Origin of the sequence: Pseudorhodoplanes sinuspersici, assembly GCF_002119765.1 — a bacterium.
In the GTDB taxonomy this organism is placed as follows: Bacteria; Pseudomonadota; Alphaproteobacteria; order Rhizobiales; family Xanthobacteraceae; genus Pseudorhodoplanes; species Pseudorhodoplanes sinuspersici.
This window is the reverse complement of the sequence record NZ_CP021112.1, coordinates 3,700,573-3,726,860: the sequence shown is the minus strand read 5'-3', so window position 1 is coordinate 3,726,860 and position 26,288 is coordinate 3,700,573. Positions and strand designations below refer to the sequence as shown.

General features: G+C 61.1%; 20 protein-coding genes. 7 read left to right on the top strand and 13 right to left on the bottom strand.

Features of this window, described 5'->3' with window-relative positions; genetic code table 11:
• Nucleotides 1–5: 5 nt before the first annotated feature.
• The 3 genes from CAK95_RS18040 to CAK95_RS18030 all read right to left on the bottom strand — a co-directional run bounded on the left by CAK95_RS18040 (nt 6) and on the right by CAK95_RS18030 (nt 2,346).
• Entirely contained in the window at nt 6–470 is a 465-nt protein-coding gene (locus tag CAK95_RS18040; RefSeq protein ID WP_086089167.1) for a hypothetical protein, read from the bottom strand.
• A 185-nt stretch (nt 471–655) separates the two neighbouring features.
• Nucleotides 656–1,141 (bottom strand): YaiI/YqxD family protein, encoded by a 486-nt coding sequence (locus CAK95_RS18035; protein WP_086089166.1) that lies wholly within the window; start codon nt 1,139–1,141, stop codon nt 656–658.
• Nucleotides 1,142–1,170: 29 nt separating this feature from the next.
• Nucleotides 1,171–2,346: a vWA domain-containing protein gene (locus CAK95_RS18030; RefSeq protein WP_086089165.1), complete on the bottom strand. Its 1,176-nt coding sequence runs from the start codon at nt 2,344–2,346 to the stop codon at nt 1,171–1,173.
• A gap of 250 nt (nt 2,347–2,596) precedes the next feature.
• Here CAK95_RS18030 and CAK95_RS18025 point away from each other — a divergent pair, with 250 nt between their 5' ends.
• Both CAK95_RS18025 and CAK95_RS18020 read left to right on the top strand, forming a co-directional pair.
• Nucleotides 2,597–3,064, top strand: a complete 468-nt coding sequence (locus CAK95_RS18025; RefSeq protein ID WP_086089164.1) for a (2Fe-2S)-binding protein — start codon at nt 2,597–2,599, stop codon at nt 3,062–3,064.
• Between the two features lie 11 nt (nt 3,065–3,075).
• Nucleotides 3,076–5,283 (top strand): xanthine dehydrogenase family protein molybdopterin-binding subunit, encoded by a 2,208-nt coding sequence (locus CAK95_RS18020; protein ID WP_086089163.1) that lies wholly within the window; start codon nt 3,076–3,078, stop codon nt 5,281–5,283.
• On the opposite strand, the gene CAK95_RS18015 is transcribed toward CAK95_RS18020, so the two are convergent.
• Both CAK95_RS18015 and CAK95_RS18010 read right to left on the bottom strand, forming a co-directional pair.
• On the bottom strand, nt 5,266–6,345 hold the full coding sequence (locus CAK95_RS18015) for a glycosyltransferase family 4 protein (protein ID WP_086089162.1): 1,080 nt from the start codon (nt 6,343–6,345) through the stop codon (nt 5,266–5,268). The genes CAK95_RS18020 and CAK95_RS18015 overlap by 18 nt on opposite strands.
• Nucleotides 6,345–7,172: a UDP-2,3-diacylglucosamine diphosphatase gene (locus CAK95_RS18010; RefSeq protein ID WP_086089161.1), complete on the bottom strand. Its 828-nt coding sequence runs from the start codon at nt 7,170–7,172 to the stop codon at nt 6,345–6,347. The genes CAK95_RS18015 and CAK95_RS18010 overlap by 1 nt, the downstream gene beginning before the upstream one ends.
• 203 nt (nt 7,173–7,375) lie before the next feature.
• Between CAK95_RS18010 and CAK95_RS18005 the strand changes: the two genes are divergently transcribed.
• The gene (locus CAK95_RS18005; RefSeq protein WP_086089160.1) at nt 7,376–8,416 is read left to right on the top strand and encodes a putative bifunctional lysylphosphatidylglycerol flippase/synthetase; all 1,041 of its coding nucleotides are present in this window, start codon (nt 7,376–7,378) and stop codon (nt 8,414–8,416) included.
• Nucleotides 8,417–8,481: 65 nt separating this feature from the next.
• Nucleotides 8,482–10,566: an SGNH/GDSL hydrolase family protein gene (locus CAK95_RS18000; protein ID WP_147413434.1), complete on the top strand. Its 2,085-nt coding sequence runs from the start codon at nt 8,482–8,484 to the stop codon at nt 10,564–10,566.
• Between the two features lie 40 nt (nt 10,567–10,606).
• Here CAK95_RS18000 and CAK95_RS17995 read toward each other — a convergent pair whose 3' ends face one another.
• The 5 genes from CAK95_RS17995 to CAK95_RS17975 all read right to left on the bottom strand — a co-directional run bounded on the left by CAK95_RS17995 (nt 10,607) and on the right by CAK95_RS17975 (nt 15,025).
• Complete coding sequence (locus CAK95_RS17995) at nt 10,607–12,619, bottom strand: acyltransferase family protein (RefSeq protein WP_245303872.1); 2,013 nt, start codon at nt 12,617–12,619, stop codon at nt 10,607–10,609.
• A 117-nt stretch (nt 12,620–12,736) separates the two neighbouring features.
• On the bottom strand, nt 12,737–13,780 hold the full coding sequence (locus CAK95_RS17990; RefSeq protein WP_086089157.1) for an NAD(P)/FAD-dependent oxidoreductase: 1,044 nt from the start codon (nt 13,778–13,780) through the stop codon (nt 12,737–12,739).
• A gap of 22 nt (nt 13,781–13,802) precedes the next feature.
• Nucleotides 13,803–14,126, bottom strand: coding sequence for a 2Fe-2S iron-sulfur cluster-binding protein (locus tag CAK95_RS17985; RefSeq protein WP_086089156.1), 324 nt, complete (start codon nt 14,124–14,126; stop codon nt 13,803–13,805).
• A gap of 22 nt (nt 14,127–14,148) precedes the next feature.
• Nucleotides 14,149–14,469 (bottom strand): 2Fe-2S iron-sulfur cluster-binding protein, encoded by a 321-nt coding sequence (locus CAK95_RS17980; protein ID WP_086089155.1) that lies wholly within the window; start codon nt 14,467–14,469, stop codon nt 14,149–14,151.
• Between the two features lie 166 nt (nt 14,470–14,635).
• The gene (locus CAK95_RS17975; protein WP_245303448.1) at nt 14,636–15,025 is read right to left on the bottom strand and encodes an Hpt domain-containing protein; all 390 of its coding nucleotides are present in this window, start codon (nt 15,023–15,025) and stop codon (nt 14,636–14,638) included.
• Nucleotides 15,026–15,432: 407 nt separating this feature from the next.
• On the opposite strand from CAK95_RS17975, the gene CAK95_RS17970 reads away from it, so the two are divergent.
• The gene (locus tag CAK95_RS17970) at nt 15,433–20,931 is read left to right on the top strand and encodes an apolipoprotein A1/A4/E family protein (protein WP_183044148.1); all 5,499 of its coding nucleotides are present in this window, start codon (nt 15,433–15,435) and stop codon (nt 20,929–20,931) included.
• A 170-nt stretch (nt 20,932–21,101) separates the two neighbouring features.
• On the opposite strand, the gene CAK95_RS17965 is transcribed toward CAK95_RS17970, so the two are convergent.
• The 3 genes from CAK95_RS17965 to CAK95_RS17955 all read right to left on the bottom strand — a co-directional run bounded on the left by CAK95_RS17965 (nt 21,102) and on the right by CAK95_RS17955 (nt 23,914).
• The gene (locus CAK95_RS17965; protein WP_086089153.1) at nt 21,102–22,076 is read right to left on the bottom strand and encodes a threonine ammonia-lyase; all 975 of its coding nucleotides are present in this window, start codon (nt 22,074–22,076) and stop codon (nt 21,102–21,104) included.
• 47 nt (nt 22,077–22,123) lie between these two features.
• The gene (locus CAK95_RS17960; RefSeq protein ID WP_086089152.1) at nt 22,124–23,038 is read right to left on the bottom strand and encodes a CHAD domain-containing protein; all 915 of its coding nucleotides are present in this window, start codon (nt 23,036–23,038) and stop codon (nt 22,124–22,126) included.
• Nucleotides 23,039–23,119: 81 nt separating this feature from the next.
• Nucleotides 23,120–23,914 carry a UDP-2,3-diacylglucosamine diphosphatase gene (locus CAK95_RS17955; protein ID WP_086091497.1) on the bottom strand — a complete coding sequence of 265 codons (795 nt, stop codon included), beginning with the start codon at nt 23,912–23,914 and terminating at the stop codon, nt 23,120–23,122.
• A 299-nt stretch (nt 23,915–24,213) separates the two neighbouring features.
• Here CAK95_RS17955 and CAK95_RS17950 point away from each other — a divergent pair, with 299 nt between their 5' ends.
• Both CAK95_RS17950 and CAK95_RS17945 read left to right on the top strand, forming a co-directional pair.
• The gene (locus tag CAK95_RS17950; protein ID WP_086089151.1) at nt 24,214–25,347 is read left to right on the top strand and encodes a glycosyltransferase; all 1,134 of its coding nucleotides are present in this window, start codon (nt 24,214–24,216) and stop codon (nt 25,345–25,347) included.
• 118 nt (nt 25,348–25,465) lie between these two features.
• Complete coding sequence (locus CAK95_RS17945; protein WP_086089150.1) at nt 25,466–26,245, top strand: SDR family oxidoreductase; 780 nt, start codon at nt 25,466–25,468, stop codon at nt 26,243–26,245.
• Nucleotides 26,246–26,288 lie beyond the last annotated feature (43 nt).

Genomic DNA, 26,288 nt, shown 5'->3' with positions numbered 1-26,288 from the left:
AGTCTCTAGCCGCGCCGTCCCCTCGGCGGGGCCTTCGGCTGGTCCCAGCCATAATAGTCAAACCAGTAGTTCATGGCCCAGCCGCCGACGACCGGAACGAAGCAATTGGCGGTCGAGATGAAGACTTCGCGCTGGGTCAGTTCGCGCTGGGTCACGATCGTGCCAACGATCGGCGAGACGGCCGCGCAAGCTGCGCTGGTGCCGACATAAGTACCGCCGCCGCCGCTGCTCCAGAACTTGTGGCCCCTGTCGTGGCGGATGGCATAATAAGCACCTGCAGCGCCAGCGCCGACAACCGTATTCGATGCGTCGAGACGCGGATCGCGGACGCCCCAGAAATTCCACCACGTATAGGCCGGAGCCGGCGGCGTGACGACGACCCGCGCCCGCTTCTTGGCGGCTTCAGCGGTCCCACCGGTCACGACCAACGCCGCAGCCAGGGCCGCAGCGACAAATGCAATCTTTTTCATGAGACAACCCCCTTGGCTGCCGGACATTTTGGTTGAGGCCGGTCAGACGAACGGGGCCAGAGGGAATCCACCAGCCCAGATTCGTATCTAGAGGATATTTGCGGTCTCAAGTCGAGACGCCGAAGCCCGCTTTTTCACAGATGTTGCGGCGAAAACACGTAAAGTTCGCTGACTTTGGCAGACACTCAAACGGCCGCAAAGCCGGCCCGCTTCAGCCTGACGATGGCAAGATCAAGCGCGGAGAGGAAGGCAGAGCGATCGCGCGGGGAAAACGGCTTTGGCCCGCCTGTCACCGCGCCGGCCGATCGCAGGTCATCCATCAGATTGCGCGTGGCCAGCGTCATGCCGATGGAATCCTCCGTAAACGCCCGGCCCGTCGGCCCAAGAACCGAAGCGCCTGCCTTCACCGCCCGGCTGGCGAGCGGGATGTCTGCCGTGATCACGACGGCACCGGGCCGTGCCCTCTCCGCAATCCAGTCATCGGCTTTGTCCATACCCTCCGCCACCACCACGCGTTCAACCAACGGATCGCGCGGCACTGCGATGGGCATATTGGAGACAACGGAGACTTTCAGCCCATGCCGTTCGGCTACACGATAGATCTCGGCCTTGACCGGGCAGGCATCGGCATCGACCAGAATGACAATGGGTTGGTTCTGCGGGGTCAGCATGTGGTTATCAGGCTCGTCGGGCAACAAGTCTACCGCACCAGTTCCCGCATCGCGCGATCCAATCCCTCCAGTGTCAGCGGATACATCCGCCCGCTCATGAGCTGGCGCATCATGCGGATCGACTGGGTGTAGTCCCACTCATTTTCGGGCACCGGGTTGAGCCACACCGCTGCCGGATAGGTGCGTGTAAGCCGCTCCATCCACACCTGCCCCGGCTCCTCGTTCATATGCTCGACCGAGCCGCCCGGCATCGCGATCTCGTAAGGCGACATCGATGCGTCGCCGACAAAGATCACCTTGTAGTCATGCGGATAGGTATGCATCACGTCGAAGGTCGGCGTCGTCTCCTGATAGCGCCGCCGGTTCTCCTTCCACACCCGCTCATAAAGGCAATTGTGGAAATAGAAATGCTCCATGTGCTTGAATTCGGTGCGGGCAGCGGAAAACAACTCCTCCGTCGCCTTGATGTGCCAGTCCATCGAGCCGCCGACATCGAAGAACAGCAGCACCTTCACCGCATTGTGCCGCTCCGGGCGCATGTGGATATCGAGATAGCCTTTATGCGCGGTGCCCTTGATCGTGCCGTCAAGATCGAGTTCTTCCGGCGTGCCGGTGCGGGCGAATTTGCGCAACCGGCGTAACGCCACCTTGATGTTGCGCGTGCCGATCTCGACATCGTCATCGAAATCCTTGAACTCGCGCTTGTCCCATACCTTGACCGCCCGGAAATTGCGGTTGCCGTCCTGGCCGATGCGGATGCCTTCGGGGTTATAACCATACGCACCGAACGGCGACGTGCCGCCGGTGCCGATCCATTTACTCCCGCCCTGATGCCGGCCCTTCTGCTCGGCGAGGCGCTGGCGCAACGTCTCCATCAGCTTGTCGAGACCGCCGAGCGCCTCGATCTGCTTCTTCTCTTCCTCGGTCAGATATTTCTCGGTGAGTTTGCGCAGCCATTCTTCGGGAATTTCGGCGGTGAGCGCCTCCTCCATCAATTCGAGGCCCTTGAAGACATGGCCAAACACACGATCGAACTTGTCGAGATTGCGTTCGTCCTTCACTAGCGTCGCGCGCGACAGGTAATAAAAGTCCTCGACCCGACGCGATGCGAGATCCTGATCCATCGCCTCCATCAGCGTGAGGTATTCCCTCAGGCTCACAGGCACTCCGGCCGACTTCAATTCGGTAAAGAAAGTGATGAACATCTCGAATCTCTTGGCGCCTCTTGGCGGCACGTTCTGCTGCAGTGCGATGCAGAAAGGCCCGATCCCTCCCTTCGCGTCAAGACGCCGTCCCGCTTCCCTGTGATCGCACTTGGCGGCTGAACAAATCGGCGTAAGCTATTCTGGAACGGCTCCAGGGTAACAGATGATCCGAAAGCCTTCTTCTGACAAGCGCTAAGGCGGCACGGCCGTCACGCCGAAGCCGCCGGGTTCCAAACCGGGAGGTTTCGCAATGCCCAAAAAGCAGCTGACCGTCAACGGCAAGCGGGTCACGGTCGATATCGACGACCCCGACATGCCGCTCCTCTACGCCCTTCGTGACAATCTGGCTCTGCATGGTCCGCGCTTCGGTTGCGGCCTCGCGCAATGCGGCTCCTGCACCGTGCATGTCGACGGCAAGGCGGTGCGGTCCTGCGTGACACCGGTATCGTCGCTGAATGCGAGCCAGAAAGTCGTGACACTGGAAGGTCTCGGCGCCGGCAACAAGCTGCATCCGGTGCAGCGCGCCTTTATCGAAGAGCAGGCCGCGCAATGCGGCTATTGCATCAACGGCATGATCATGGAATCCGCCGCTTTCCTCTCCTCCAACAAGAAGCCGACCGACGCACAGATCCGGCAGGCGCTGGCCAAAAACCTTTGCCGCTGCGGCACGCATGACCGCATCGTCAAAGCTGTCAAACGCGCTTCGACATACGCGTGAGGGGGCCCAACATGACCATGCAGCTTTCACGCCGCAAGCTTCTGAAAAGCACCGGTGCACTCGTTGTCAGCTTTACATTCGCCGGAAAGGTATCCGACGTGCTCGCGCAAGGCGCAGCATCCGCCAAACCCGTCGCACTGAATGAAGTCGATTCATTCCTTGCCATCGACAAAGCCGGGAAAGTCACGCTCTATACCGGCAAGGTCGATCTCGGCACCGGCATTCGCACGGCTCTGGCGCAGATGTGCGCCGAAGAGCTGGATGTGCCGTTCAACAGCGTTTCGCTTGTCACCGGCGATACCCAACTCACGCCGGACCAGGGCAACACCTGGGGCAGCCTGACGATTCAATCTGCCGGCATCCAGATCCGCAACGCCTCCGCGACCGCCCGCAATGCGCTGCTTGAGGAAGCGGCAAAGAAACTCAACGTTAAAAAGGAAGACCTCACCATCGCCGAGGGCGTTGTGTCTGGCGGCGGCAAGAAGGTCACCTACGCGCAACTGATCGGCGGCAAATCCTTCAGTCTGAAGGTTGACGAAAAGGCGAAGGCCAAAGATCCGAAAGACTACAAGCTGGTCGGCAAGCCGGTCGCACGCGTCGACATCCCCGACAAGGTGACCGGTAAGTTCACCTATATGCAGGACTTCCGCGTGCCCGGCATGATGCATGGCCGCGTGGTGCGTCCGCCGGCTTATGGCGCTATGCTGGAAAACGTCGACGAAAGTTCGATCAAGAACATTCCCGGTGTCCGCGTGGTGCGCGACAAGAACTTCCTTGGCGTCGTTGCCAGCAGCGAATGGAATGCCATCCGCGCCGCGCAACAACTTAAAGCCCAATGGTCGAAAGCCGCCACCCTGCCCGATCAGGCCAAGCTATGGGAGCATGTGCGCGGCACCAAAGTGGTCCAGGATCAGGTGACGAGCGACACCGGCAGCACAAAGGATGCGCTCGCCGGTGACGGCAACAAGATCTCCGCCACTTATGATTTTGCCGTGAACCTGCATGGCTCGATCGGCCCGTCCTGCGCCATTTCGGAATTCAAGAACGGCAAGCTGACATCATGGTCGGCGTCGCAGTCGACGCATTCGCTGCGCAAGCAGCTCGCGCAGATGCTTGCGATATCCCCGGACGATGTCCGCTGCATTTATCTGGAAGGCTCAGGCTGCTACGGCCGCAATGGCCATGAGGACGCGGCGGGCGATGCCGCCATTCTCTCCAAAGCCGTCGGCCAGCCCGTTCGTGTGCAATGGTCGCGTGCCGACGAGCATGGCTGGGAGCCGATGGGGCCGCCGACCTTGATCGATATCAGGGCGGCGATGGATTCATCGGGCAATGTGTCGGCTTGGGAATCCGACTTCTTCATTCCGCAACAGACCGCCGGCAGTTTTCTTGTGCCGCTCACCGGCGCCACACTCGCCGGCCTGCCGCAGAAAGATGACATCGCGCCCGGCAACGTTTTCCAGAATTCGGCGATCCCCTACAAATTCGCCAATGTCCGCACGGTGTGCCGGCGTCTGGAGAACACAGTGTTCCGGCCATCCTGGATCAGGACGCCGGGCCGCATGCAGAACACCTATGCCAACGAAAGCTTCATGGATGAACTCGCCGCGACCGCGAAGAGCGATCCGATCGCATTCAGGAAGAAATATCTCGACGACAAACGCGGACTCGAACTGATCGACCGGCTGGCCGCGCTATCGAAATGGGAGACCCGCCCCGCTGCACAGCAGGTCGATTCCGGGAACGTCTTGAAGGGGCGCGGCGTATCGTATGTGAAATACGAACTGGTGCGGACCTATGTCGGTGCGGTGGCGGATGTCGAAGTCGATCGCACCACCGGTAAAGTTCGTGTGTCGCGCTTCTATCTCGTTCAGGACTGCGGCCAGATCATCAATCCGGACGGCGTCAAAGCGCAGCTCGACGGCAACATCATCCAGACCGTCAGCCGCACACTGATCGAGGAGGTGAAGTGGGATCGCTCGATGGTCACGACGCTCGACTGGGCGAGCTATCCAATCATCACATTCCCCGATGTGCCGGAGCTCCATTACGATCTGATCGACCGGCCGAATGAACGGCCATGGGGTGCCGGAGAACCGGCTGCGGCTGTGGTGCCGTCGGCGATCGCGAATGCGATCTTCGATGCCACCGGCATACGCATGCGTTCGGTGCCGTTCACGCCGGCAAAGGTGAAGACGGCGCTAGGCTCGGCGGCCTGACGGCCACGCCATGTCGGATGCGCGGCGGGCGGTCATCTCGGCTTCCCGCCCCGCTTCCGCGCCACGCCGCAGAATCGCGAGGTTGTCGAGGAACATCCTCGCGCAGCGCTCCCAGGTCATCTGCTCGGCAAAGTCGCGGCACGCCTTGCGGTCAATCGTCAGCGCGCGCAAGGCGGCGTCCCGCAGATCCTCGCTCAACACGCCAATCGGCGCATCGCCGATGACATCGTTCGGACCCGCGACCGGAAATGCCGCGACCGGCACCCCGCAGGCCAGCGCTTCCAGCATGACGAGGCCAAAGGTGTCGGTGCGGCTCGGAAACACGAACACATCGGCGGCGGAATAGATCGCCGCCAGTTCATCGCGATGCTTTTCGCCCAGGAACACGACATCCGGAAAGCGCTGCATCAACTCGGCTTTCATCGGCCCGTCACCGACCACCACTTTGGTTCCCGGCAGATCGAGCGAGAGAAAGGCCTCGATATTCTTTTCAACCGCGACGCGCCCGACCGTGAGAAAGATCGGACGCGGCAGATCCAGCGGCGCCGTGTTGCGCGGCGTGAACAAATCACCATCCACCCCGCGCGGCCACAACACTGGATTGCGAAAGCCTCGCCCCGACAATTCCGAGATCAGCGATTGCGTCGACACCATCACCCGTTCGGCCCGGCCATGAAACCGCTGCAGCCATCGCCACACCCAGTTTTCCGGGATCGGCACACGTGCCGTCACATAGTCCGGCAGACGTGTGTGGAAGCTGGTGGTGAAAGCGATGCCGCGGCGAATGCAATACCGCCGGACCGCATGACCGATCGTGCCTTCGGTGGCGATATGGATCGCGTCCGGCTTGAGGGCATCGATCTTCCTGGCGATTGTCCAGGGCGCGGTGATCGCGCAACGGATCGCCGGATAGGTCGGCAACGGAAAGGTGCGAAGTCCCTGATGCGTCAGAAACTCGATCTCGGCACCAAACCGCGGCGCGGTCGATGCCAACGTCTGGAGTGTTCGGACGACACCATTGACTTGCGGGTGCCAGGCATCGGTGGCGACGAGAATGCGCATCATGCTTCCTGCAATTCCCCGAACGGCGCACGGGAGCATGTAACTCCCGAAACAGCCGGCCAGGATTTGATTTCAAACGTGCCGTCGAAACGCTCGACCACCGCCGTGCAGCTCTCCAGCCAGTCGCCGCAATTGATGTAGAGAAGACCTAAGCGCTCGTGCATGGCCGCATGATGGACATGGCCGCAAATGACACCGTCGGCGCGATGCTCTGCGGCCAGCGCAGCGATGTCGCGTTCGAACGCGCCGAGATAGTCGATGCTCTGCTTGACCTGAAGCCGCGCCCATTGCGACAGAGACCAATTCGATAACCCGAGAGCAATGCGCAGCCGGTTCCAGGAATCGCTCAGTGCAAAGAAACCCGCATTCAGCCGCGCACCGATCGCGGCCACGGAATGCGATACATGCGCTGTCTTGTCGAAATGATCGCCGTGAACCACGACATAGCGCCGGCCATCCGCTGCGACATGCACGGTCGAATCGGTAACCTCGATGCCGGCGAAGTGGGTGCCCGGATAATCGCGCAGGAATGCGTCATGATTGCCTGGGACGTAGACGATGCGTGAGCCGTTCTGCGCCGCGCTGAACAATTCATCGATGAGATCGGTATAGGCTTGCGGCCAATGCCAGCGGCACCGCAACCGCCATCCATCGATAATGTCGCCCACGAGATAGATCGTCTCGGCATCATGATGGCGCAAAAAATCGACCAGCCGATCGCTTTTACTCGCGCGCGTGCCGAGGTGAACATCCGACAAAAAGAGCGTACGGACCCGATGGCGAAATTCCCGCCCCGGTCCGCCGCTGTGTCGCTGGTCGATTCGCATGGCTGCACGATGCGCGAACCGTGTCTCAGTTTTACGACGCTGCGGCTTTGTAGGATGGAACAGTTGTTAGAAAACTGTCGCGATTGCAATAGATGGTGAATTCGTGAGTCGCTTGCCGGGCATAGTCTAGCCTCAAAAGGACGCCAAGACGCCACATAGCCCACCGATCTATGACATTAAGACGACGCCGGACCCTATCCTGAATGCGGAAGATTTGGACAATTTTCGTTAGCACGATTCATGAAAGGATCGGCTGGAACAAGATCGGTTTTATTGCCAGTTTTGCGGTTCTTTGCCTTGCCGGCGTCACCCTGTACCGGATGCTGCGCCATGTGGAGCCGGCCCGTGTGCTCGAGGCGATTGGCAATGTGCCGGCATCGACGATCGCGACCGCGGCCGTGTTCGTTGCGGCTGCCTATTTTACGCTGACCTTCTACGATTTCTTCTCGCTGCGAACGATCGGTGCCAAGCACGTCCCCTACCGGATCGCTGCTTTGGGTGCTTTCGCCAGCTATGCGATCGGCCATAATCTCGGCGCCACAGTCTTCACTGGTGGCGCGATCCGCTTTCGCATCTATTCGGCCTGGGGTCTGAATCTTCTCGATGTTGCCAAGATCGCCTTCGTCACCGGTCTGACCTTCTGGCTCGGCAATGCCTTCGTGCTCGGTCTCGGCATGGCCTTTGCGCCAGACGCAGCCAGCGCGATCGATCATCTGCCGCCCTGGATCAACCGGCTCATCGGCATTGGCGGGTTGCTGGTCATCTGCGGCTATCTCGTCTGGCTTCTGGGTGGCAAACGCGAAATCGGCGTCAAGGGCGTGTCTGTTGTCCTGCCGAATGCACCGCTGACTTTCGTTCAGATCCTGATCGGCGTGTTCGACCTTGGTCTATCGGCCATCGGCATGTATATGCTGCTCCCGGTCGCGCCGCCGATCGACTTCGCCCATTTCGTCGTCGTCTTCGTGCTCGCCACCCTGCTCGGATTTCTCAGCCACACGCCGGGCGGCCTTGGCGTGTTCGACGCGGCGATCCTGATCGCGCTGACGCAGTATCCAAAGGAAGAGTTGCTGGCGACGCTGCTGATCTTCCGCGTGATCTATTACATGGTGCCGTTTGCACTGGCTCTGACGATCATGATCTGCCGGGAATTGCTGATGGCCTCGCGCGCACCGTCCAAAAAGGTGAGTTCAGCGCCGACCTGCAAACCCGCTCCGCAACGCCAACGATCTCTGCGAGACCACTAAGATCCCCTTATTTCCGCCCAAACCAGTATGCTAGTTCGGTCCAAACGTTATCCCCCGGACCAGCTATGCCCGCTCTCACCCTAGACCACGATGACGTGATCGATTCTCATACGTTAGAGCATGATGTTATCCGAAAACCGCTTCGCACTTATCGGCACCATGCCCTGGCGATTCTCGCCGCCCTGCCCCTGTTGACCGGCGGATTTTCGGCCCACGCGCAATATGGCGGGCAGCAACCGCTGCAATTGCCCTCATCCAGCGCGGCGCCGGGCGCAGCCGCCGGCCCGATCCGGATCGAATGGGAGATCCGAAACCGTTTCCGCCTGTTCCGCAACGAGGCAGACTTCCGCCGCCACGCCGCCGCCTACCGGGGCGATGGCGTCCTCGCCTCCGAACAACGGCTGGCCCGCGCCAGCGACGGCCGCGGCTGGGCCCGCGACATGGTCGATAATCTCTGTGTCGATCAATCCGGCCGCCTGCCGGAGACCTGCACGCGCGATGGCGAGAAGGAAAACTACCTGAGCGCGGCCGACTACCCGATCACCGCCATCGCTGCCGGCGCGGTCCCGCCCAATGCGGCCTGCGCCTGGAGCTTTGACGATGGCGCCGGGGCGCCGCGGCAAGCCACGACCCGCTGCGACGAAGAGGTGCGGATCCGGGTCCGCCGCGATCGCACGACGATTGCAACGGTCGATGTCGAACTGCCCGATGGCACCGCGCAACGCGTGGCCGCCGATATCGCCATCCAGGATATCCTGATCGCCGGCATGGGCGATTCCATCGCCGCCGGTGAAGGCAATCCGGATCGTCCGATTGCCCTCGACGATGGCGGCTTCTGCTTCCGGCGTTTCCTTGCCGGCAGCACGAGCGAATATTTCCGGCCCGGCCGTGTCGGCTTCAAGGGCAGCCGCGCCTGCGATCCCGCCCTGGCCAGCGGAACCGGCAACGCGTCGTCGGATTGGGCGCGGCTGAATGCCCGCTGGTGGAGCGCAACCTGTCACCGCTCGCTTTATGGCTACCAGGTGCGGGCTGCGCTCGCTTTGGCGATCGAGAACCCGCATATCGCCGTCACCTTCCTGCCCTTGGCCTGCTCCGGTTCGACCATCGACGATGGCTTCTTCAGTTCGTTGCGTGCACGCGAGTGCCCGCCTGTCGGCAGTTGCACAACATCTTCCGTTGCGCAGATGGCGAGGCTGAAGGAGGCACTGGATCTTGCCCGCAAAACCGACAAGGACCGCAAGCTCGACGCCATCATGCTGACAATCGGGGCGAACGACATTGGGTTCGCCGGCCTCGTCGCGAATATCATCACGGAAGATTCGACCGAGCGGGGCCTGTTCGAAAAAGGCGGCCTGTTTACCGACGTATCCGACGCCCAGAAAGCCCTGGACCGCGATCTGCCAGGTGACTTCGCCAAGCTGCGTGCGGCGCTGAAGCCTTATCTCGGCGGCAACCTGCAGCGCGTCATCTATGTCACCTACGGCAATCCGGCGATGGTGAATGGCGGACAGATCTGCCAGGGCGGCCGCGGCGGCTTTGATGTGCACCCCGCATTCAATGTCGATGCAAAACGGCTGCGAAGCGTTTCCGATTTCGTTGAAGGCAGATTCCTACCCAAATTGCGCGCGCTCGCCACCTGCGACACGCCGGGAGCCTGCCGCGATCCTGTCACCGATCGTATGACCTTCGTCGATACGCATACGGCGGACTTCGCCAATCACGGCTTTTGCGCGCGTGCCGCGAGCGATCCGGCCTTCGATCGCGAATGCTTCCTTGAGAATGGCGAAAGCTTCGAAAGCAATCCGGCGGTCGCCGCCGCGGACCCGATGCGCTGTAACCTGCGCGCGCGCGACTTTCGCCCCTATGCTTCCCGTGCACGCTGGGTCCGCACTGCGAATGACAGCTATTTCACGGCGATGACCTTCCCCGAAGGCGTGTCGCCGACGCTGCAGCCGAGCGATCTGCATGATGCCACCTGGGGCGCGACCAGCGCCGTCTATGGCGGCGCGGTCCATCCGACGGCGGAAGGCCATGCTGCGATGGCCGATGCGGCGCTGCCGGTCTTGCGGGCTCTGCTCGAGCTGCCTGCGCCGCAACAGATTCGCGTCGAGCCCCTCTTGCCGCTCCTCATGCCGCCGGCAACGCGCTAATCGGCGTTCAACGCGAAGAAGCCACTCCGCGGCAGGCAGATTACCGCAGTGCATTTCGGGCCTGGAGCTGTTCGACGATATAGCGCGACAGCATCTTCGCGCCATCATAGGCGAGATGATCGTCGTCTCGATAGAGCGGAACGGCATTGAGTTGCGCAACACACCTGCCGGCAACCAAGCGATCGCAAAACACATCGGACGGTTGAACGAGGAGCGCGCCCTTGTGCCCCTCGATGTTCTGCAAAATCCTATTGGCGAACTGGTTGCGCTGCTTGAAACGAACATAGTCTGTTGAAATCGTCTGTTCGGCGGCGCCAAACAGCAAAATACTGGAACGGTTGCGGTTCTCCACACGCCATCCCACCTCGGGCACCGGTCCGACCAGCACGGTCCGCCCACTAAATAAATCGATCAAAGACCGGAAAGCATTCGTAGTCGCCGTAAATTTATCCTCAGCGCTGAACGAGACCTCGCCCTTCGTGCCAAGAACGAAATATTGCCGAAACCCTTCATCACCGACACCGCCCTCTCCGTTGTCATATTCCAATTCGTCGACAGCACCGGTTGCGGGAAAAAGACGGAAAGTATAGCGCAATGAAACGAACAGATATTCCGCACCAAGCACGTTCGCTATTCGAGCGACCTCGCGTTCCTGATCGGCACATCGCGCCTTCATGTCGGGCTCGAATTGCCCATAACGAAAATTTCCAGGAAGCGGCTGGCATTCGAAACGCCTCGCTCCTCTTTCTCCGTTTCTGAGCAATACGAGGTCGATGCCGTGTTGTGACAAGGCTGCAGCCAAATCGAGATACAATGCCCCGGCATGGGAATCGCCATACAGAACGGCCTTGCGTTTCAGGGCGGGATTTTGGCTGCAGGCGCGAAAATCATGTCGGCTCCCCGGCGCAGGCGGGCACGTCAACAGACGCGGATCCCGGTTCGCATTCGGCGGTGCCATCTGCGCAAGCTGAACCGGAGTGAAGCTCCGGCCAATATTGCCATAGGCGGCCAGAAGACCCAGGCCGGCAACCAGAACCGACGCGATAGCAGCCCCGGCCATGATGGAAGGACGGAAAACGACCTTGCGGGCCGGCTTTTCGATAAAGCGCCACGACAAATACGACAGCACAACACAAAGCGCGATCAAACCAAGGAGAAGTGGTGTCGATTGCCGCCCGGAAAAAATCACGCGGGAAAAGGCCAGAAGCGGTTGATGCCACAAATAGAGGCTGTAGCTGATTAGGCCGATACTAACCAAAGGCCGCATCGATAAGATGGTGCCGAGGATCGTTCCAGGAGCCGCAAATACAATGATCAAGGCCGCGCCAAGCGTGGGCGTCAGAGCATAAATCCCGGGATACGGTGTTTTGCCGCTGTAAAATATGATCGCCCACACGATCAGACCGATGCCGATGAAACTCATCAATTCGCGAATGACCCGGCCACTCGCCATGGGCGCCTTGAGATAAAAGGCGATCAGGCCGCCGATCGCCAGTTCCCAGCTTCGCGAAAAGATCAGGAAGAAGGTCGCATCTGGCCAGCGATACGATCCAACCTGCGCCAGGGCAAAGCTCGGGATGATCGACAGAAAAATCAGCAGAACGATGCGCCGCGATCCCAAAGGCCAGCACAAAATCATCAAGAGCGGGAAGATGAGATAATATTGTTCTTCAATCGCGAGGCTCCACGTGTGCAGGAGCGGTTTCTCATCGACGGCTGCGGTGAAATAGCCAGCTTCCGACCAGAAAAATATGTTCGACACAAAAAGCGCGACGGCGACCACGCTTTTGCCGAATGATTTGAGTTGCTCGGGCGGCATCCACATGAGCGCAAACGGGATGCAGGTCAAAGTCACAAGAAAAAGCGCCGGCAGAATTCTGCGCGCGCGCCGCTCATAGAAAGCGCGAAGAGAGAAATGTCCGGCCTCGAGTTCGGCGACAATGATCGAGGTGATCAGATAGCCGCTGATCACAAAGAAAATGTCGACGCCGACAAATCCGCCAGAAAACCCAGTGAAGCCAGCATGAAAAAAAATAACCGGAACGACGGCCACCGCTCGCAGGCCGTCGATTTCCGGTCGATAACGGAGACGATGCTCCGCAACAGACACGCCGGAGGTGTCAAAAGTTTTTAGCGGCTTATTCAACGAACCGACATGGCCTTGAACGCATCAGGCCACCCCAAGCTTCTTCTGCAGGCTGGTCGACGATGTCGTGTACTGGAAGGTCAGCTTCTTGTCGGGATAGACGTAACGGTGGATTTTCTGCGCCGCCAGTGCGCCTTCGTGGAAGCCGCACAGGATCAGCTTCAGCTTGCCCGGATAGGTGTTGATGTCGCCGATGGCAAAAATGCCCTTCTCCGAGCTCTCGAAGCTGGCGGTCTCGACCTCGATCAGATCGTCGTTGAGCTTCAAGCCCCAATCGGCAACCGGTCCAAGTTTCATCGTCAACCCGAAGAACGGCAGGATCGCATCGCAGGCGATCTCGAAATTCGAACCATCGTTGCGCTTGACGATCGCCTTGCTCACCTGACCGTCGGCACCCTCGAGCGATGACACCTGGCCGAGCACGAAATCGATCTTTCCCTCACCGGCCAGGGCCATCATCTTGTTGACGCTATCCGGCGCCGCACGAAATTCCTGCCGCCGGTGCAACAGCGTCAGATGGCTGGCGATCGGCGCGAGATTGAGCGTCCAGTCGAGGGCAGAATCGCCACCACCCGCGATCAGCAATTTCTTGCCGCGGAACTGCTCCATCTGCCGCACGGCATAATAGACCGACTTGGCCTCATACGCTTCGATGCCGGGGATCGGCGGGCGCTTGGGCTGGAACGAGCCGCCCCCCGCGGCAACGATCACCACCTTGCATTCGAACACCTTGCCGGCATCTGTGGTGACGCGGAATAGCGGATCGCCGATACGCTCAATGGTCTGCACCATTTCGCCGAAATGGAATTGCGGACCGAACGGCTTGATCTGCTCGAGCAACCCCTTGGTCAGACCGTCGCCGGTGACCATCGGGATGCCGGGAATATCGTAGATCGGCTTTTCCGGATAAAGCTCGGCGCATTGGCCGCCCGGCTTGTCGAGAATGTCGATGAGGTGCGCCTTGATGTCGAGCAGGCCAAGCTCGAAGACAGCGAATAATCCGCAAGGGCCGGCGCCAATGATCAGCGCGTCGGTCTTGATGGTGGATGCATTGGTCGTATCCAGCATAACGTCACCTGCCCTTGGTCAATCACCTGCCCTGATAACTCGGAGTGCGCACCAGCAGCCCGTCGAGTTCTTCGCTTATTTTGATCTGGCACGATAGCCGCGAATTTGCGCGCACATCGTAGGCATTGTCGAGTTGATCTTCCTCGTCCGGCGAGCGTTCGCCGGTCTTGTCGAGCCAGGCCTCGTCGACATAAACGTGGCAGGTGGCACAGGTACAGGACCCGCCACACTCGGCAACGATGCCGGAGACCCCGCCGCGCATCGCGGCTTCCATCACGGTCTCGCCGGTCTCGGCCTCCACCTCATGGACGGTGCCGTCATGCTCAATGAACGTGATTTTGGACATCGCCGGCCGCAACCGAAAAGAGTCAGGCCTGACGCTCGGGCGTCCGCAGCACCAGCCCGTCGAGCTGGTCGGTGACCTTGATCTGGCACGAGAGGCGCGAATTCGGTTTCACGTCGAAGCCGAAATCCAGCATGTCCTCTTCCATCGGCGACGGTGCGCCAACGACCTCGGTCCAAGCTTCATCCACATAAACATGGCAGGTCGCGCAGGCACAAGCACCGCCGCATTCCGCTTCGATGCCGGGAATACCGTTCTTGATCGCAGTTTCCATGACGGTGGCGCCATTTTCGGCGTCGACGGTGCGGCTTTCGCCTCCATGATCGATAAACGTAATCTTGGCCATTGCGGCTTGAAACCTGCCTCTTGAAGGGGAACGCTGGCATCGCCAGCAGGGGATCCGTGAGATTGGAACTGCTATATAGCGCATCGCATGAAATGCGCCAGCATCGCGGCAAAAGCCCCGATATCCACATAGTCTAGTCGCGCGTGGAGCGTATTGGCGCGGTTTATCAACCCGCCTGCAGCAGCTCGGATATTCCGCAGCGCGCATCGCGCACGGCTTGATCAAGACCGGCCACCCGTTGCTGCCAGGAGAATTTATCCCCATCCTTTGCAGCGGTCTCGACGGCGGCTGCCGCATTGGCAACCTGCCAGGCGCCGATGCCGGTCGCCGACCCTTTCAGGGTGTGCGCGGCGGCGGCGGCAACGTCGGGCGTCGACGAGCCGATCCGCTCCATCATCAGCAGCATCTGGCGATCGAACAGCGCCAGGACTTCGCGCTCGAGCGCGCGATCGTCCAGCGTCATGCGGGACAAATGCACCAGATCAATCGGGCGCTGAGCCGGTACAATCGGCGGCGCCAGCACGGTTTTCAGGCCCGCGGGGGTCCGTTCGACCATAAAACTGCCTCCCAGAGCTCTTCGGCTCTTATCGGATGAGTTTGACCCGGAATCGGCCAAAGCGAGGTAAAAACTCGTTGAGCGGCGGCCATTTCAGCCGGCGAACCGTCACGGTGGTTAATGAACGGCGCAGGGGCACGACGGTTCCCGGGAACCTTCTGTGCCAAAATTGCACAGATTGCTGCCACACAAATTAACGATGATTAAAAAGGGCTTAAAAGCCGATATTCTATTCGATCCGGCAAGCCGTTAGGATAGTGACGCGGCGTAGTCTTTAAGCGGGACATGCTGCTCGGGGGAGAATGCCTGACCGGGCGGCGGAACTTCGCTTCTGTTAGTGGCGTCAGGTGAGGCGGCAAAACATGTCAAATAATTCCAGAAAAGTTCAGGATCCGACCGAGGCGGCAATGTCCGCCATTCAGGAGGCGCTGAACGTCAGGGATGCGGAAAGGAAAGCCGCCGTCGCTGCCTCCCGTTCGACGCCTCCGACACCGCCTGCACCGCGCGCCCCTATCGCCGAACAGCCGAGCGCGGCCGAGCCTCGGCGTCCCGCCGCGCCCCAACCATCCGGCAAGTTCGAAGACGAACTCTTCATCGAAGACAATTCACTCGATGTCGAGCCCGGCCGTCCTGCCAATGACGACTGGCGGTCGGCGGCTCATATTCTTCAAGCGGCGCAGGCACAGCCGTCATTCCGAAAATATTACGTGATGGCCAGCATCGCATCCGCGGTCTGGGTGGTGCTTGCCGCCATATTGGCGATGTCCTTCCTGCCGCAGCTCCAGCAGAATTTTGCACCTGCCCTGATTGCGCTTGTAGTGACCTTCGTCGCGCCGCTCGGTTTCTTCTTCGCCATTGCGCATATGGTCGCCCGCTCGCAGGAGATGCGCGTCCTTACGCATTCGATGTCCGAAGTCGCAATACGCCTGTCGGAACCGGAAGGCGTCGCGCGAGAATCCCTCGTCACCGTCGGTCAAGCCATTCGTCGCGAAGTGGCGGCGATGGGTGATGGCGTTGAACGGGCCTTGGCGCGCGCAGCCGAACTCGAATCGCTTGTGCAGAACGAAGTTGCCGCACTCGAACGCGCTTACAACGACAACGAAGTTCGTATTCGTGGCCTGCTCGACGATCTGGCCGCACAGCGTGACAGCCTGATCGGTCAGGCCGAGCAGGTACGCAACGCCATCACCGGCGTCCATCTCGACCTTAATCAGGACATCACCGGCATCAGCGATCAGGTCGCCTCGCAGGTCAGTTCCGCGACCGAAGGCATCACCCGCGATCTGACGGAAAAGAGCGAACATATCGCTGCCGCTCTCAGCCGCATCAGCGACGAGATGCTGGCCCATCTCGGCGAGCGTGGCGGTGAAATTCTGGAGCGTCTGGAGCGCACCGCGCAGGAAACGGTGCAAGCCGTCGAAAATATCAGCCTGGCCGCAGCAAGCTCGATCGAAAATTCCGGCAACGCCACGACCAACGCGATCGATACCGCGACCGAACGGCTCAATGCCAGCCTCGCCTTCAAGACCGAAAACGTCGCCGACGAATTCGACATGCTGTCGCAGAATCTCATGGAGATGATGCAGCTTCGGCTCGCCAATGTGACGGACGATTTCTCCCGGCGCGCGACGGCCATCACCGAATTGATGGGCGATCGTTCGCAGGAGATCTCCGCGCAATTGCTGGATACGTCATCGCAGGCTGCCGAAGCCATTGCGCTGCGCAGCGATGAGGTGAGTTCGGCGTTGCAAGCAACGGGCGATTCCCTGATCCTCGATCTCACCCTGCGTGGCGACGACGTCGTCAAGAAATTCGAGCAGGCGGGGGCAAACATCACCGATGCTATCCTGTCGCGCAGCGACGAAGCGATGGAAACTTTCAGCGTGTCGGCCGACACCATTGCCCGCACCATCGGCACCCGTGGCGACGCCCTGCGGGAGATGCTCGGCGCCCGTCTGCAGTCGTTCGAGGAAATCTTCAATCAGGACGGCGCCGCCCTCGCCGAGCGCATCGCCAACGACTCCTCGTCGCTCGGAAACCTGATCACCCGCCATCTCGGCGAATTCGACCGCACCGTGAAGCTGCATGGTGCCGAACTCGTCGAACGGCTCGGCGATCGCACCCAGACCGTCTCCGACACGATCCGCGCCAGCATCGACAATTTCGACAGCCGTATCGGCAACAAGACCGGCGAAATCACCGATGCGCTCGACCTGCGTCTCGTCCGCTTCCAGGAGGCGCTCGACAGCCGCACCCAGACGTTAAACGACGCGCTCGGCGGACGCGTTCTCGAGATCGCCAAGACCCTCGCCGAAGGTGGCAAGGAAGTTGTCGCAGCGCTGGATACGCGCATCAACGACGTGACCAACACGATCAATTCGCGCGGCGCAAGCCTTGCCGATACGATCGCGGCGAAGAGCCAGGAGATCGATGGCGTTCTCGGCAATCGCGCGCAGGAAATTGCAACCACGCTCGATACCCGCATCGGCAAATTTGAGGAATTGCTGATCGGCCGCACCGAAAATGTCACCCAGCAGCTTGAAACGCGCGGCCGCGCGGCGGCCGATGCGTTGGCAAACCGCATCAATCAGGTCACCGAGCAGGTCGAAGCCAAGAGCGGTGCAGCCGCTCAGTTGCTCAGCGAACGGTCCGACATTGTCGCGCAACTGCTGACTGAGCGCTCGACAGCAATGGCCCAGCTTTTGACGGATCGTTCGGCCGAGGTGGCGGAACTCCTCACCGGCCGTTCCGCCGAAGCGGCGCAGCTTCTCACCGACCGTTCGGATTCGGCGGCGCAGACGATGGAAACGCGCACCAAGCTGGCGGTGGACATGATCACCGATCGCGTCAGCAAGGTTGCCGAACTCGTCACCGGCACAAGCAATGCCGCCGCGCACCTGTTGTCGGAACGTTCCGAAACCGCCTCTCGCCTGATCAACGAGAGTTCAGGGACTGCCGCGCAGATGATGGAAGCGCGGACCAAGCTCGTTGCCGACTTCCTGCTCGATCGCGCCGAGAAGATGACCTCGCAGATCGAGGGCCGCACCAGGGCGGCGGCGGAGGCGCTGACCGAGCACACCAACACCCTCGCCGAGCAGGTTGAAGGCCACACCAAAGCCGCGGGCGAATTCCTCTCGGATCGAACCGAAAATGCCGTTCTGCAATTCGAAGGCCGCACCCGCTCCGCGACCGACCTGCTGATCGAGCGGGCGCAAAGCCTTGCCGAACAGGTCGAAGGGCGAGCAAAGACCGCCGGCGAATTCCTGACCGAGCGCGCCGACACGGCGTCCATGAATGTGGAAAGCCGCGTTCGGACCGCGAGTGACGTCCTGATCGAGCGCACGCACGGCCTCGCCGAGCAAGTCGAAGGCCGGGCCCGCGCGGCCGGCGAGTTCCTGAGCGAGCGGGCCGAGGCAGCCGCACAGCACATCGAAAATCGCACCAAGGCGACCACCGATCTCCTCGCCGACCGCACGCATGCGATCGCCGAGCAGGTCGAGGGCCGGACCAAGACGGCCGCCGATATGCTGGCGGAACGCGCGCATACGCTGTCACATCAGGTCGAGACCCGCACCAAGGCGGCAGGCGACCTCCTGCTCGAATGGACCGAGAATGCCGCTTCGCAGGTGGAAAGCCGCACGCGGACCGCATCCGAAGCACTGGCCGAACGCAGCGAAAAGATCGCTCAGCAGATTGAATCGCGGACCTATGCCGTGGTCGACCTCCTGACCTCGCGGTCCGATGCCGTGACCAACCAGATCGAAACCCGCAGCAAGTCGGCGGCCGATACGCTCAATGCCAAGATGGCGGAGATGGCGGAATCGGTGCGCACCAATTCCAGCGACGCCGAAAAGTCGCTCACGGCATTGACGGCGTCCTCGACGGAAGCCTTGCGCGCGGCGACCGGCGAAGTCGAACGTGTGTTGTCGGCAGTCTCGACGAGCATCGGCAGCACGCTCAAGCAGAGTTCGACCGAGGTCGAACGCACGCTGCTTGGCGTCAGCGCCGAGGTGTCGCGTGGTTTCACCGGCAAGGCGAACGAGATCGCCATCGCCGTTTCGAGCCGCGCCGCCGAGATGACGCGCATTCTCGACACCAATTCCAGCACGCTCCTCGCCGCCCTGTCGGCCAAGAGCCAGGAATTCACCGGCGAAGTGCAGAAGGCGACGCAGTCCGCCGTCAGCGCGATCGAGGCCAAGGGCTTCGACTTCACCCGCACGATGCTCGACAATTCGAACGAGCTGGCGCGGTTGATCAACGATGCGGGCGAAACGGCCACGACCAAGGTCAACCACACGCTGCGCAGCCTGCAGGACAATACCCGCGAGGCGATCGAACAATCGCAGCGTGTCACCACCGAGTCGATGTCGCTGATCCTGGAAAACCAGGCCAAGCTGCGCAACGAATCGACGACCCTGTTCGAGCGTATGCGCGAAGCCAACGTGCTGCTGCACGAGGTGCTGACCGGTGCCCACGACAATATGGGGGCCATCGAAAGCACGTTGAACAGCCGCATCAGCGAATTCGCGAATGTCATCAACGACGTGACCGAACGAAGCGGCCTGGCCGGCGAGCGCATGAGCTCGCATATCGCCTCATTCCGCTCCGACACCGCGAATGTGGTGGAAAATCTGTCCGGCCTCGTGTCGCAATTCGATCAGCATGGCCGCACGCTGGCGCTTGCGGTCGAAGCGGTGGAGAAAAGCAACCAGCGCACCGAAGACGTGGTCTCCGACCGCCGCACGACGCTGGAGAATCTCATCGCCACACTCGACCTCAAGTCCGAAGACCTCGAACAGCGTCTCGAACGCTTCACCGCCCTGCTCGATCAATCGTTGCATGGTGCCGAAGCACGCGCGCGCGAAATCGGCCGCGTGATCGCCGAAACGGCAACCAGCGGAACACGGACCATCGCCGAGCAATTCGACCTCATCCGGGAAACCACCGAAGAAGAGCGTAAGCGCACCAGCGACGCGATGCGCTCGATTTACGAACAGTCGGCCAGTGAGGTCGATGCCATGTTCCGGCAATCGTCCGATCGCTTCAACGAGACGCTGGCCGGCATGAAGAAGATGGCTGCGGAGATGAAGTCGCAGCTCGAACAGACGCGCGCCGAACTGAAGCGCGGCATCATGGAATTGCCGCAGGAGACCGCGGAAAATGCCGCGCAGATGCGCCGCGTCATCGTCGACCAGATCGAGGCCCTGGCAGAGCTGAATCGCATCGTCAGCCGGCATGGCCGCAATCTCGACGTTGCCGAACAGCGGCGCGAGCCGGTGCTGGCCGTGGTCGGTGGACGCAACGAGCCCGCACGCCCGCAGGCGCGCCAAGCTGAACCGGCGGCTCCCCAGGCCGTCATGACGCCGCCGCCGCCTCCTCCGGCACCGCGCCGGCCCGAAATGCACGGCCCGGCCCAGCCGCAGCCGCCCGGTCCACGTGGCGGCACTCCGGCGGGAAACCAGGGTTGGCTGACCGATCTCCTGCACCGCGCCGGTGAGGAAGCCCATGAGGGACCGCAGCAGCCGCAGCGCGGCCGCCAGGGCCCGCCGCCACCGCGTCAGGCGATCGACTCGCTCGATGCCCTGTCGGTCGATATCGCCCGTATGGTCGAGCACGATGTCGCGGTCGATATGTGGGATCGCTACAATCGCGGCGAGCGCAACGCCTTCACGCGTCAGCTCTACACGATGCATGGCCAGCGCGCGTTCGACGACATGCGCAACCGCTATCGCGGCGATCGCAATTTCCGTCAGACGGTGGATCGCTATATCGCCGAATTCGAACGGCTGCTGGAAGACGTGTCGCGCGACGACCGTGGTGGTCAGGCGATGGTGCGGACCTATCTCACGTCCGAAACCGGCAAGGTCTATACCATGCTGGCACACGCAGCCGGGCGCTTCGATTAAAAGCTTTTCGAGCGAAGTGGGTACCGGTTCGCGTGAAGAAAACGCGTCAAAATAAAAAATTAGAGCCCGGCTTTGATTCCATCAAAGCCGGGCTCTAAACGATCCCGCAAGAACACAGCAAAAAGGGGCGCGTCGACAACGGCGCGCCCCTTTTTCGTTTGTGTCGTAAGTTACGCCGCAATGATGCGGGAAAACAATTCCGGATCGACATTGCCGCCGGACAGGATCGCCACCACGACCTTGCCCTTCACATTCGGCCGTCCCGCCAGCAATGCGGCGAGGCCGATGGCGCCGCCCGGTTCGACCACAAGCTTCAATTCGCGCCAGGCGAATGCGACCGCCGCTTCCACCTCGCGGTCGGTCGCGGTGACGCCCTTGCCGATCAGTCGGCTGGTGATGGGAAAGGTCAGTTCGCCCGGCGTTGCCGTCATCAGTGCATCGCAAATCGTGCCGCTGGCGCGGGTGTTGCGCTCGCGATGCCCGCTGGCAAAGGAGCGCAGCGTATCGTCGAAGCCGTCGGGCTCCGCGGTATAGAAATCGGCGTCCGGCACCTGGGCCTTGACGGCCATTGAAATCCCGGCGGCAAGCCCGCCACCCGAGGCGCCGACCACCACGACATCGGGCTGCATCCCGAGCGCGGCCAGATCCTCAACGATCTCCCGGCCGATCGTGCCCTGCCCGGCAATCACCATCGGATCGTCGAAAGGCGGCACGATCACCGCGCCGCGCTCATCGGCAATGCGCTGGGCTATCGCCGCACGATCTTCCTTGTCGCGATCATACAGCACCACCTGCGCGCCGAGCGCGGCGGTGCGTTCGCGCTTGGGCCGTGGCGCATCGGCGGGCATGACGATCACCGCCGGCATGCCGAGCAGCTTGGCCGCCGCTGCGACCCCCTGCGCATGATTGCCCGAAGAATAAGCCACCACCCCACCCGGCCGGCTTTCCACTGGCAGCGACGCGCAACGGTTATAGGCGCCGCGAAATTTGAACGAGCCCATGCGCTGCAGGATTTCTGCCTTGAGGAAGACGCGGGCCCCGACCCGTTCGTCAAGCACCGGCGATTGAATCAGCGGCGTGCGGACGGCAATACCGGCTATACGGCCCGCAGCCTGTTCGATATCGGCAATCGAAATGGCGTCCATAGCCCGAAGGTAACGCTCGCGGCGCCGGATTCAATGCTTTTGCCGCTTTAGGTCTCGGCTTCTTCGGCCTGTGCGTCCCATAGCGCCTCGATACGGCGGCGGAATGCCTTTGGCGGTTCCGCAAACATCCGCGCCGCCATCTTCCGCGCCGCCTGCGCATGCTCGGCCTGCCTCTGGGCAATCAGCGGCACGAGTTTGGATCGCCATGGCGCCAGTGTCTGATGCGGTCCGGTCTTTTCGGTCAATACCGCCAGGTCCTGAAATTTCCCAAGCCGGGTTCGCAGACGCTGCGCTTCATCGACCCAGATCTTGCCAAGACGCGGCCAGGCCGGCTCGATCAATTCCATCTGATAACGATGCTCCACCACGCGCCGCCGCAATTCGTGCAGATCTTCGGCTTCGGTCTCGTCCCAGGATTTCGGGATCGAGCCGCGTGCACGGCGATAGGTCTTCGCCAGCATGTCGGCAAGGTCGGAAAACGTAACTTCGTTCAAATCCCACTGCGCAACTTGCGCAGCGGCGGCGGCGAGATAGTCCGACATCTCCTGCCGGATCTGCGGATTCCAGAACTCCGTTTCATGCGACGTACGCTGGGCTTCGAGGCGCCCTTCAATGGTTGCAATGGATCGCGAAGAAAAAGGAACCGAGTGATCCGAGCGCTCTGCCGCCGCGTCCCGAAATGCATCGATCGTGGCTTGTGCATCGCGCGCACCCCCGAGTTTGCGTGCGAGTTCGCGTGCATCGATCCGCAGTTGATGACCGCTTTCGTCAACAAATGGCGCCAGCATACGCAACAACGCGCGCCATCGTTTGAAAGTGCGACGAATACCGTGAACAGTCTTGGTCGGGTCACCATTGCCATCGCCCAGAATGGCCTGCGCTTCGGCAACAACAGCCGCAGCCACGTCCCGCAACGCGGCCCCCACCGGCTGGCCGGGTTTCAATGCGGGATGCGTGCTCATCTGAAAATACGCTCTTGTCGACTCAAGGGCCGCAATTTAGCCCGCCGGCACGTTAAAAGGCCAAACGCAAAAATCCAAGGCTCAGGCTGCCCGAACTTCGGAAAACTCCGGAACTTCGACTTCCGGGTTTTCGGCAAGCCACTGGATGATTTCGAGCCGGCCGTCCTGATGCTCTGCAATCGCGGTGCAGCTCTCCACCCAATCACCGCAATTCATATAGCGGATGCCGAAATCATCATGGATGGCGGCGTGATGGATGTGACCGCAGATAATACCCTGAGCGTCGTGCTTTTTGGCATCGGCAGCCAAAGCCCGCTCATACTCGCCGATATAGGATACGGCATTCTTGACCTTGAGCTTGGCCCATTGTGACAACGACCAGTAGCCAAGACCAAGCCAGCGGCGAACCGCATTGAAGATCCGGTTGACGGTCAGCGCCAAATCGTAGGCCTTGTCGCCGAGCAACGCCAGCCAGCGCGCCTGCGTCACGACAAGGTCGAAATGGTCGCCATGGACGACGAGGTATTTGCGGCCGTCAGCGGCGATGTGGGTCGCCTGTTCGACAACCTCGATGCCGCCGAAATGGGTGCCGTAATAACCGCGCAGGAATTCGTCGTGATTGCCGGGAATGTAGATGATCCGCGTACCCTTGCGAACCTGGCGCAGGAATTTCTGCACCACGTCGTTATGCAATTGCGGCCAGTACCAGCCCGATTTCAGCGCCCACCCATCGACGATGTCGCCGACCAGATAGATCGTGTCCGCCTCGTGGTTACGGAGGAAGTCCAGCAGCTTGCCCGCCTGGCACCCGCGGGCGCCAAGATGCACATCCGAAATGAACAGCGTGCGAAACCGGCGCGGCCTCGTGGCATTCATCAGCAAGGGATCACCATTCCTGCTAGTGCCGCGATTTTGAAGTTCCTGCATCATTTGCAGCAAGCTCCTGCCAGGAACTTCAAAATCAAAAGCGGCACTAGAATTATAGACTTGCCAGTGCACCTTTGTTTCCGGAGTTCGTGTAAGTGATTGCCGCAGATACAGCACGAACTTCGGAAACGGTGCGCTGGTTTGCTGCCGGTGTCTCACATCCGTATTGCCGTTTGATGACAACGCCCTAGGTCAAATCGCTCACATTCGTCATCAGCATGTCATCGCTTTTCGTCATGTTTTGTCGAATGAGCATCGCCCTTGTTGCCCTGACAATTTTCGCGGCGACCGCGCTTGCGATCCATCTCATCAGCATCGCCGTTGCCATTCGGCAATGCCGGCCGGATAAGCGCGCGATCGCCGCCGCACCCGACTCGCCGCCGGTCAGCATCGTGCTGCCGGTTTGCGGGCTCGAGAACTACATCGAAGACACGCTACGTTCAGCCTTCCGGCTCGATTATCCGCGTTACGAATTGATTTTCTGCGCCGCGCGTCCCGACGATCCGGTTGTGCCGCTGTTGCATCGCCTGATGTCGGATCATCGCTGGATCGATGCGCGGCTGCTGATCGGCGACGAGCGCATCAGCGAGAATCCAAAACTCAACAATGTTTTCAAGGGATGGCGGGAAGCCGCCTATCCTCTGATATCGATCTGCGACAGCAACGTGCTTCTGCCGCGCGACTACATTCAGCGGCTGCTGGAAAAGCTTGATCCAGGGACCGGCCTTGTCTGTTCGCCGCCGATTGGTTGCCGTCCTGACGGCTTCTTCGCCGAAACCGAATGCGCGATGCTGAACACCTATCAGGCGCGCTGGCAATATCTGGCGGACTTCATCGGCCTTGGCTTCGCGCAGGGCAAAACGCTGTTCTGGCGGCGTGAGCAATTGGAAAGCGCAGGCGGCATTCGGGCGCTTGGCGCCGAATCGGCCGAGGACGCGGCCTGCACCAAGATCGTCCGCAATCTCGGCCTGCGCGTCCGGCTGATGCAGCCGCCGGTGCGCCAGCCGCTCGGCTTTCGCAAAGCCGCCGATGTGTGGAAGCGGCAGCGGCGCTGGGCGCGACTGCGGCGCGCAAGCTTTCCATTCTATTTCTCGCTGGAAATCGTGTCCGGCGGATTTCCACCGACCATCGCCCTCGCCGCCACCGCCGTCCTCGCCGGTATACCGGTTCTGCCGTCACTGATCGTTTTCCTCGCCGTCTGGTATGGCGCCGAATGGCTTCTGGCCGCCAAGGCGGGCTGGCATCACTCGCGCTGGGCGGTTGCGACTTACATGCTGCGCGACCTGATGCTGCCGGTACTCTATGTCAATGCCTGGCTTGGCCGTGGCTTTGAATGGCGCGGCAACGACATGCGCGCGGTCGAGGGCGCCCGGCTGTCGTAAGAGGCGGCCGCGATCTTTCCGCTTGTCATGCCCCGCAGAGGCGGGGCATCCAGTTCGGCAAAATAGCCTGACAGGGCTGGATCGCCCGCCTTCGCGGACGATGACAACGGAGAATGGCATGGATTTGGGTATCGCCGGCCGTAAGGCCATCGTCTGCGCGTCGAGCCGCGGCCTAGGTTATGGCTGCGCCATGGCACTGGCCCGAGAGGGCTGCGAAGTCGTCATCAACGGTCGCGACGAGAAACGCCTCACAGCGGCGGCCGAAGAAATCGCCAACGCCACCGGCGCCAAGGTCATTCCGGTCGCCGCCGATGTCGCCAGCCCTGAGGGCCAGAAGGCGCTGTTCGCAGCCTGCCCGGAGCCGGACATTCTGGTCAACAACAATGCCGGCCCGCCGATGCGCGATTTCCGCGAATTGTCGCGCGAGCAGATCCTCGACGGTGTGATCGCTAATATGGCGGTGGCGATCGAACTCACGCAGAAAGTCATCGACCCGATGATCGCCAAGAAGTTCGGCCGCATCGTCAACATCACCTCGGGCACGGTCAAAGCGCCGCTCGCCGGACTCGATCTGTCGTCGGGCGCTCGCGCCGGCCTCACCGCCTTCATGGCGGGTGTCGCGCGCCAGGTCGCGGGCTCGAATGTGACGATCAACTTCATGCTGCCCGGCGCTTTCGATACCGATCGGCTGACATCGAATATCGAAGGCAATGCCAAACGACAGAATATTTCCGTCGAGCAGGCGCGTCAGAATCGTATCAACAGCGTGCCGGCAAAACGCTTCGGAACCGCCGACGAGTTCGGCGCAACCTGCGCCTTCCTCTGCTCGACACATGCCGGCTACATCACCGGACAGAATATCATGATCGACGGCGGCGTTTATCCGGCGGCTTTCTGAATCCATCCAAACACAAATAGCCCGATCAACGATCGGGCTATTT

Bases quoted from the DNA above. Each gene is read 5' to 3' on its own strand.
- CAK95_RS18030 (WP_086089165.1), bottom strand. From the start codon at position 2,346: ATGTTCATCACTTTCTTTACCGAATTGAAGTCGGCCGGAGTGCCTGTG.
- CAK95_RS17990 (WP_086089157.1), bottom strand. From the start codon at position 13,780: ATGCTGGATACGACCAATGCATCCACCATCAAGACCGACGCGCTGATC.
- CAK95_RS18020 (WP_086089163.1), top strand. From the start codon at position 3,076: ATGACCATGCAGCTTTCACGCCGCAAGCTTCTGAAAAGCACCGGTGCA.
- CAK95_RS18025 (WP_086089164.1), top strand. From the start codon at position 2,597: ATGCCCAAAAAGCAGCTGACCGTCAACGGCAAGCGGGTCACGGTCGAT.
- CAK95_RS18005 (WP_086089160.1), top strand. From the start codon at position 7,376: ATGCGGAAGATTTGGACAATTTTCGTTAGCACGATTCATGAAAGGATC.
- CAK95_RS17975 (WP_245303448.1), bottom strand. From the start codon at position 15,025: ATGGTCGAACGGACCCCCGCGGGCCTGAAAACCGTGCTGGCGCCGCCG.
- CAK95_RS17965 (WP_086089153.1), bottom strand. From the start codon at position 22,076: ATGGACGCCATTTCGATTGCCGATATCGAACAGGCTGCGGGCCGTATA.
- CAK95_RS18035 (WP_086089166.1), bottom strand. From the start codon at position 1,141: ATGCTGACCCCGCAGAACCAACCCATTGTCATTCTGGTCGATGCCGAT.
- CAK95_RS18015 (WP_086089162.1), bottom strand. From the start codon at position 6,345: ATGCGCATTCTCGTCGCCACCGATGCCTGGCACCCGCAAGTCAATGGT.
- CAK95_RS17980 (WP_086089155.1), bottom strand. From the start codon at position 14,469: ATGGCCAAGATTACGTTTATCGATCATGGAGGCGAAAGCCGCACCGTC.
- CAK95_RS17950 (WP_086089151.1), top strand. From the start codon at position 24,214: ATGAGCATCGCCCTTGTTGCCCTGACAATTTTCGCGGCGACCGCGCTT.
- CAK95_RS18010 (WP_086089161.1), bottom strand. From the start codon at position 7,172: ATGCGAATCGACCAGCGACACAGCGGCGGACCGGGGCGGGAATTTCGC.
- CAK95_RS18000 (WP_147413434.1), top strand. From the start codon at position 8,482: ATGCCCGCTCTCACCCTAGACCACGATGACGTGATCGATTCTCATACG.
- CAK95_RS17945 (WP_086089150.1), top strand. From the start codon at position 25,466: ATGGATTTGGGTATCGCCGGCCGTAAGGCCATCGTCTGCGCGTCGAGC.
- CAK95_RS18040 (WP_086089167.1), bottom strand. From the start codon at position 470: ATGAAAAAGATTGCATTTGTCGCTGCGGCCCTGGCTGCGGCGTTGGTC.
- CAK95_RS17960 (WP_086089152.1), bottom strand. From the start codon at position 23,038: ATGAGCACGCATCCCGCATTGAAACCCGGCCAGCCGGTGGGGGCCGCG.
- CAK95_RS17985 (WP_086089156.1), bottom strand. From the start codon at position 14,126: ATGTCCAAAATCACGTTCATTGAGCATGACGGCACCGTCCATGAGGTG.
- CAK95_RS17970 (WP_183044148.1), top strand. From the start codon at position 15,433: ATGTCCGCCATTCAGGAGGCGCTGAACGTCAGGGATGCGGAAAGGAAA.
- CAK95_RS17955 (WP_086091497.1), bottom strand. From the start codon at position 23,914: ATGAATGCCACGAGGCCGCGCCGGTTTCGCACGCTGTTCATTTCGGAT.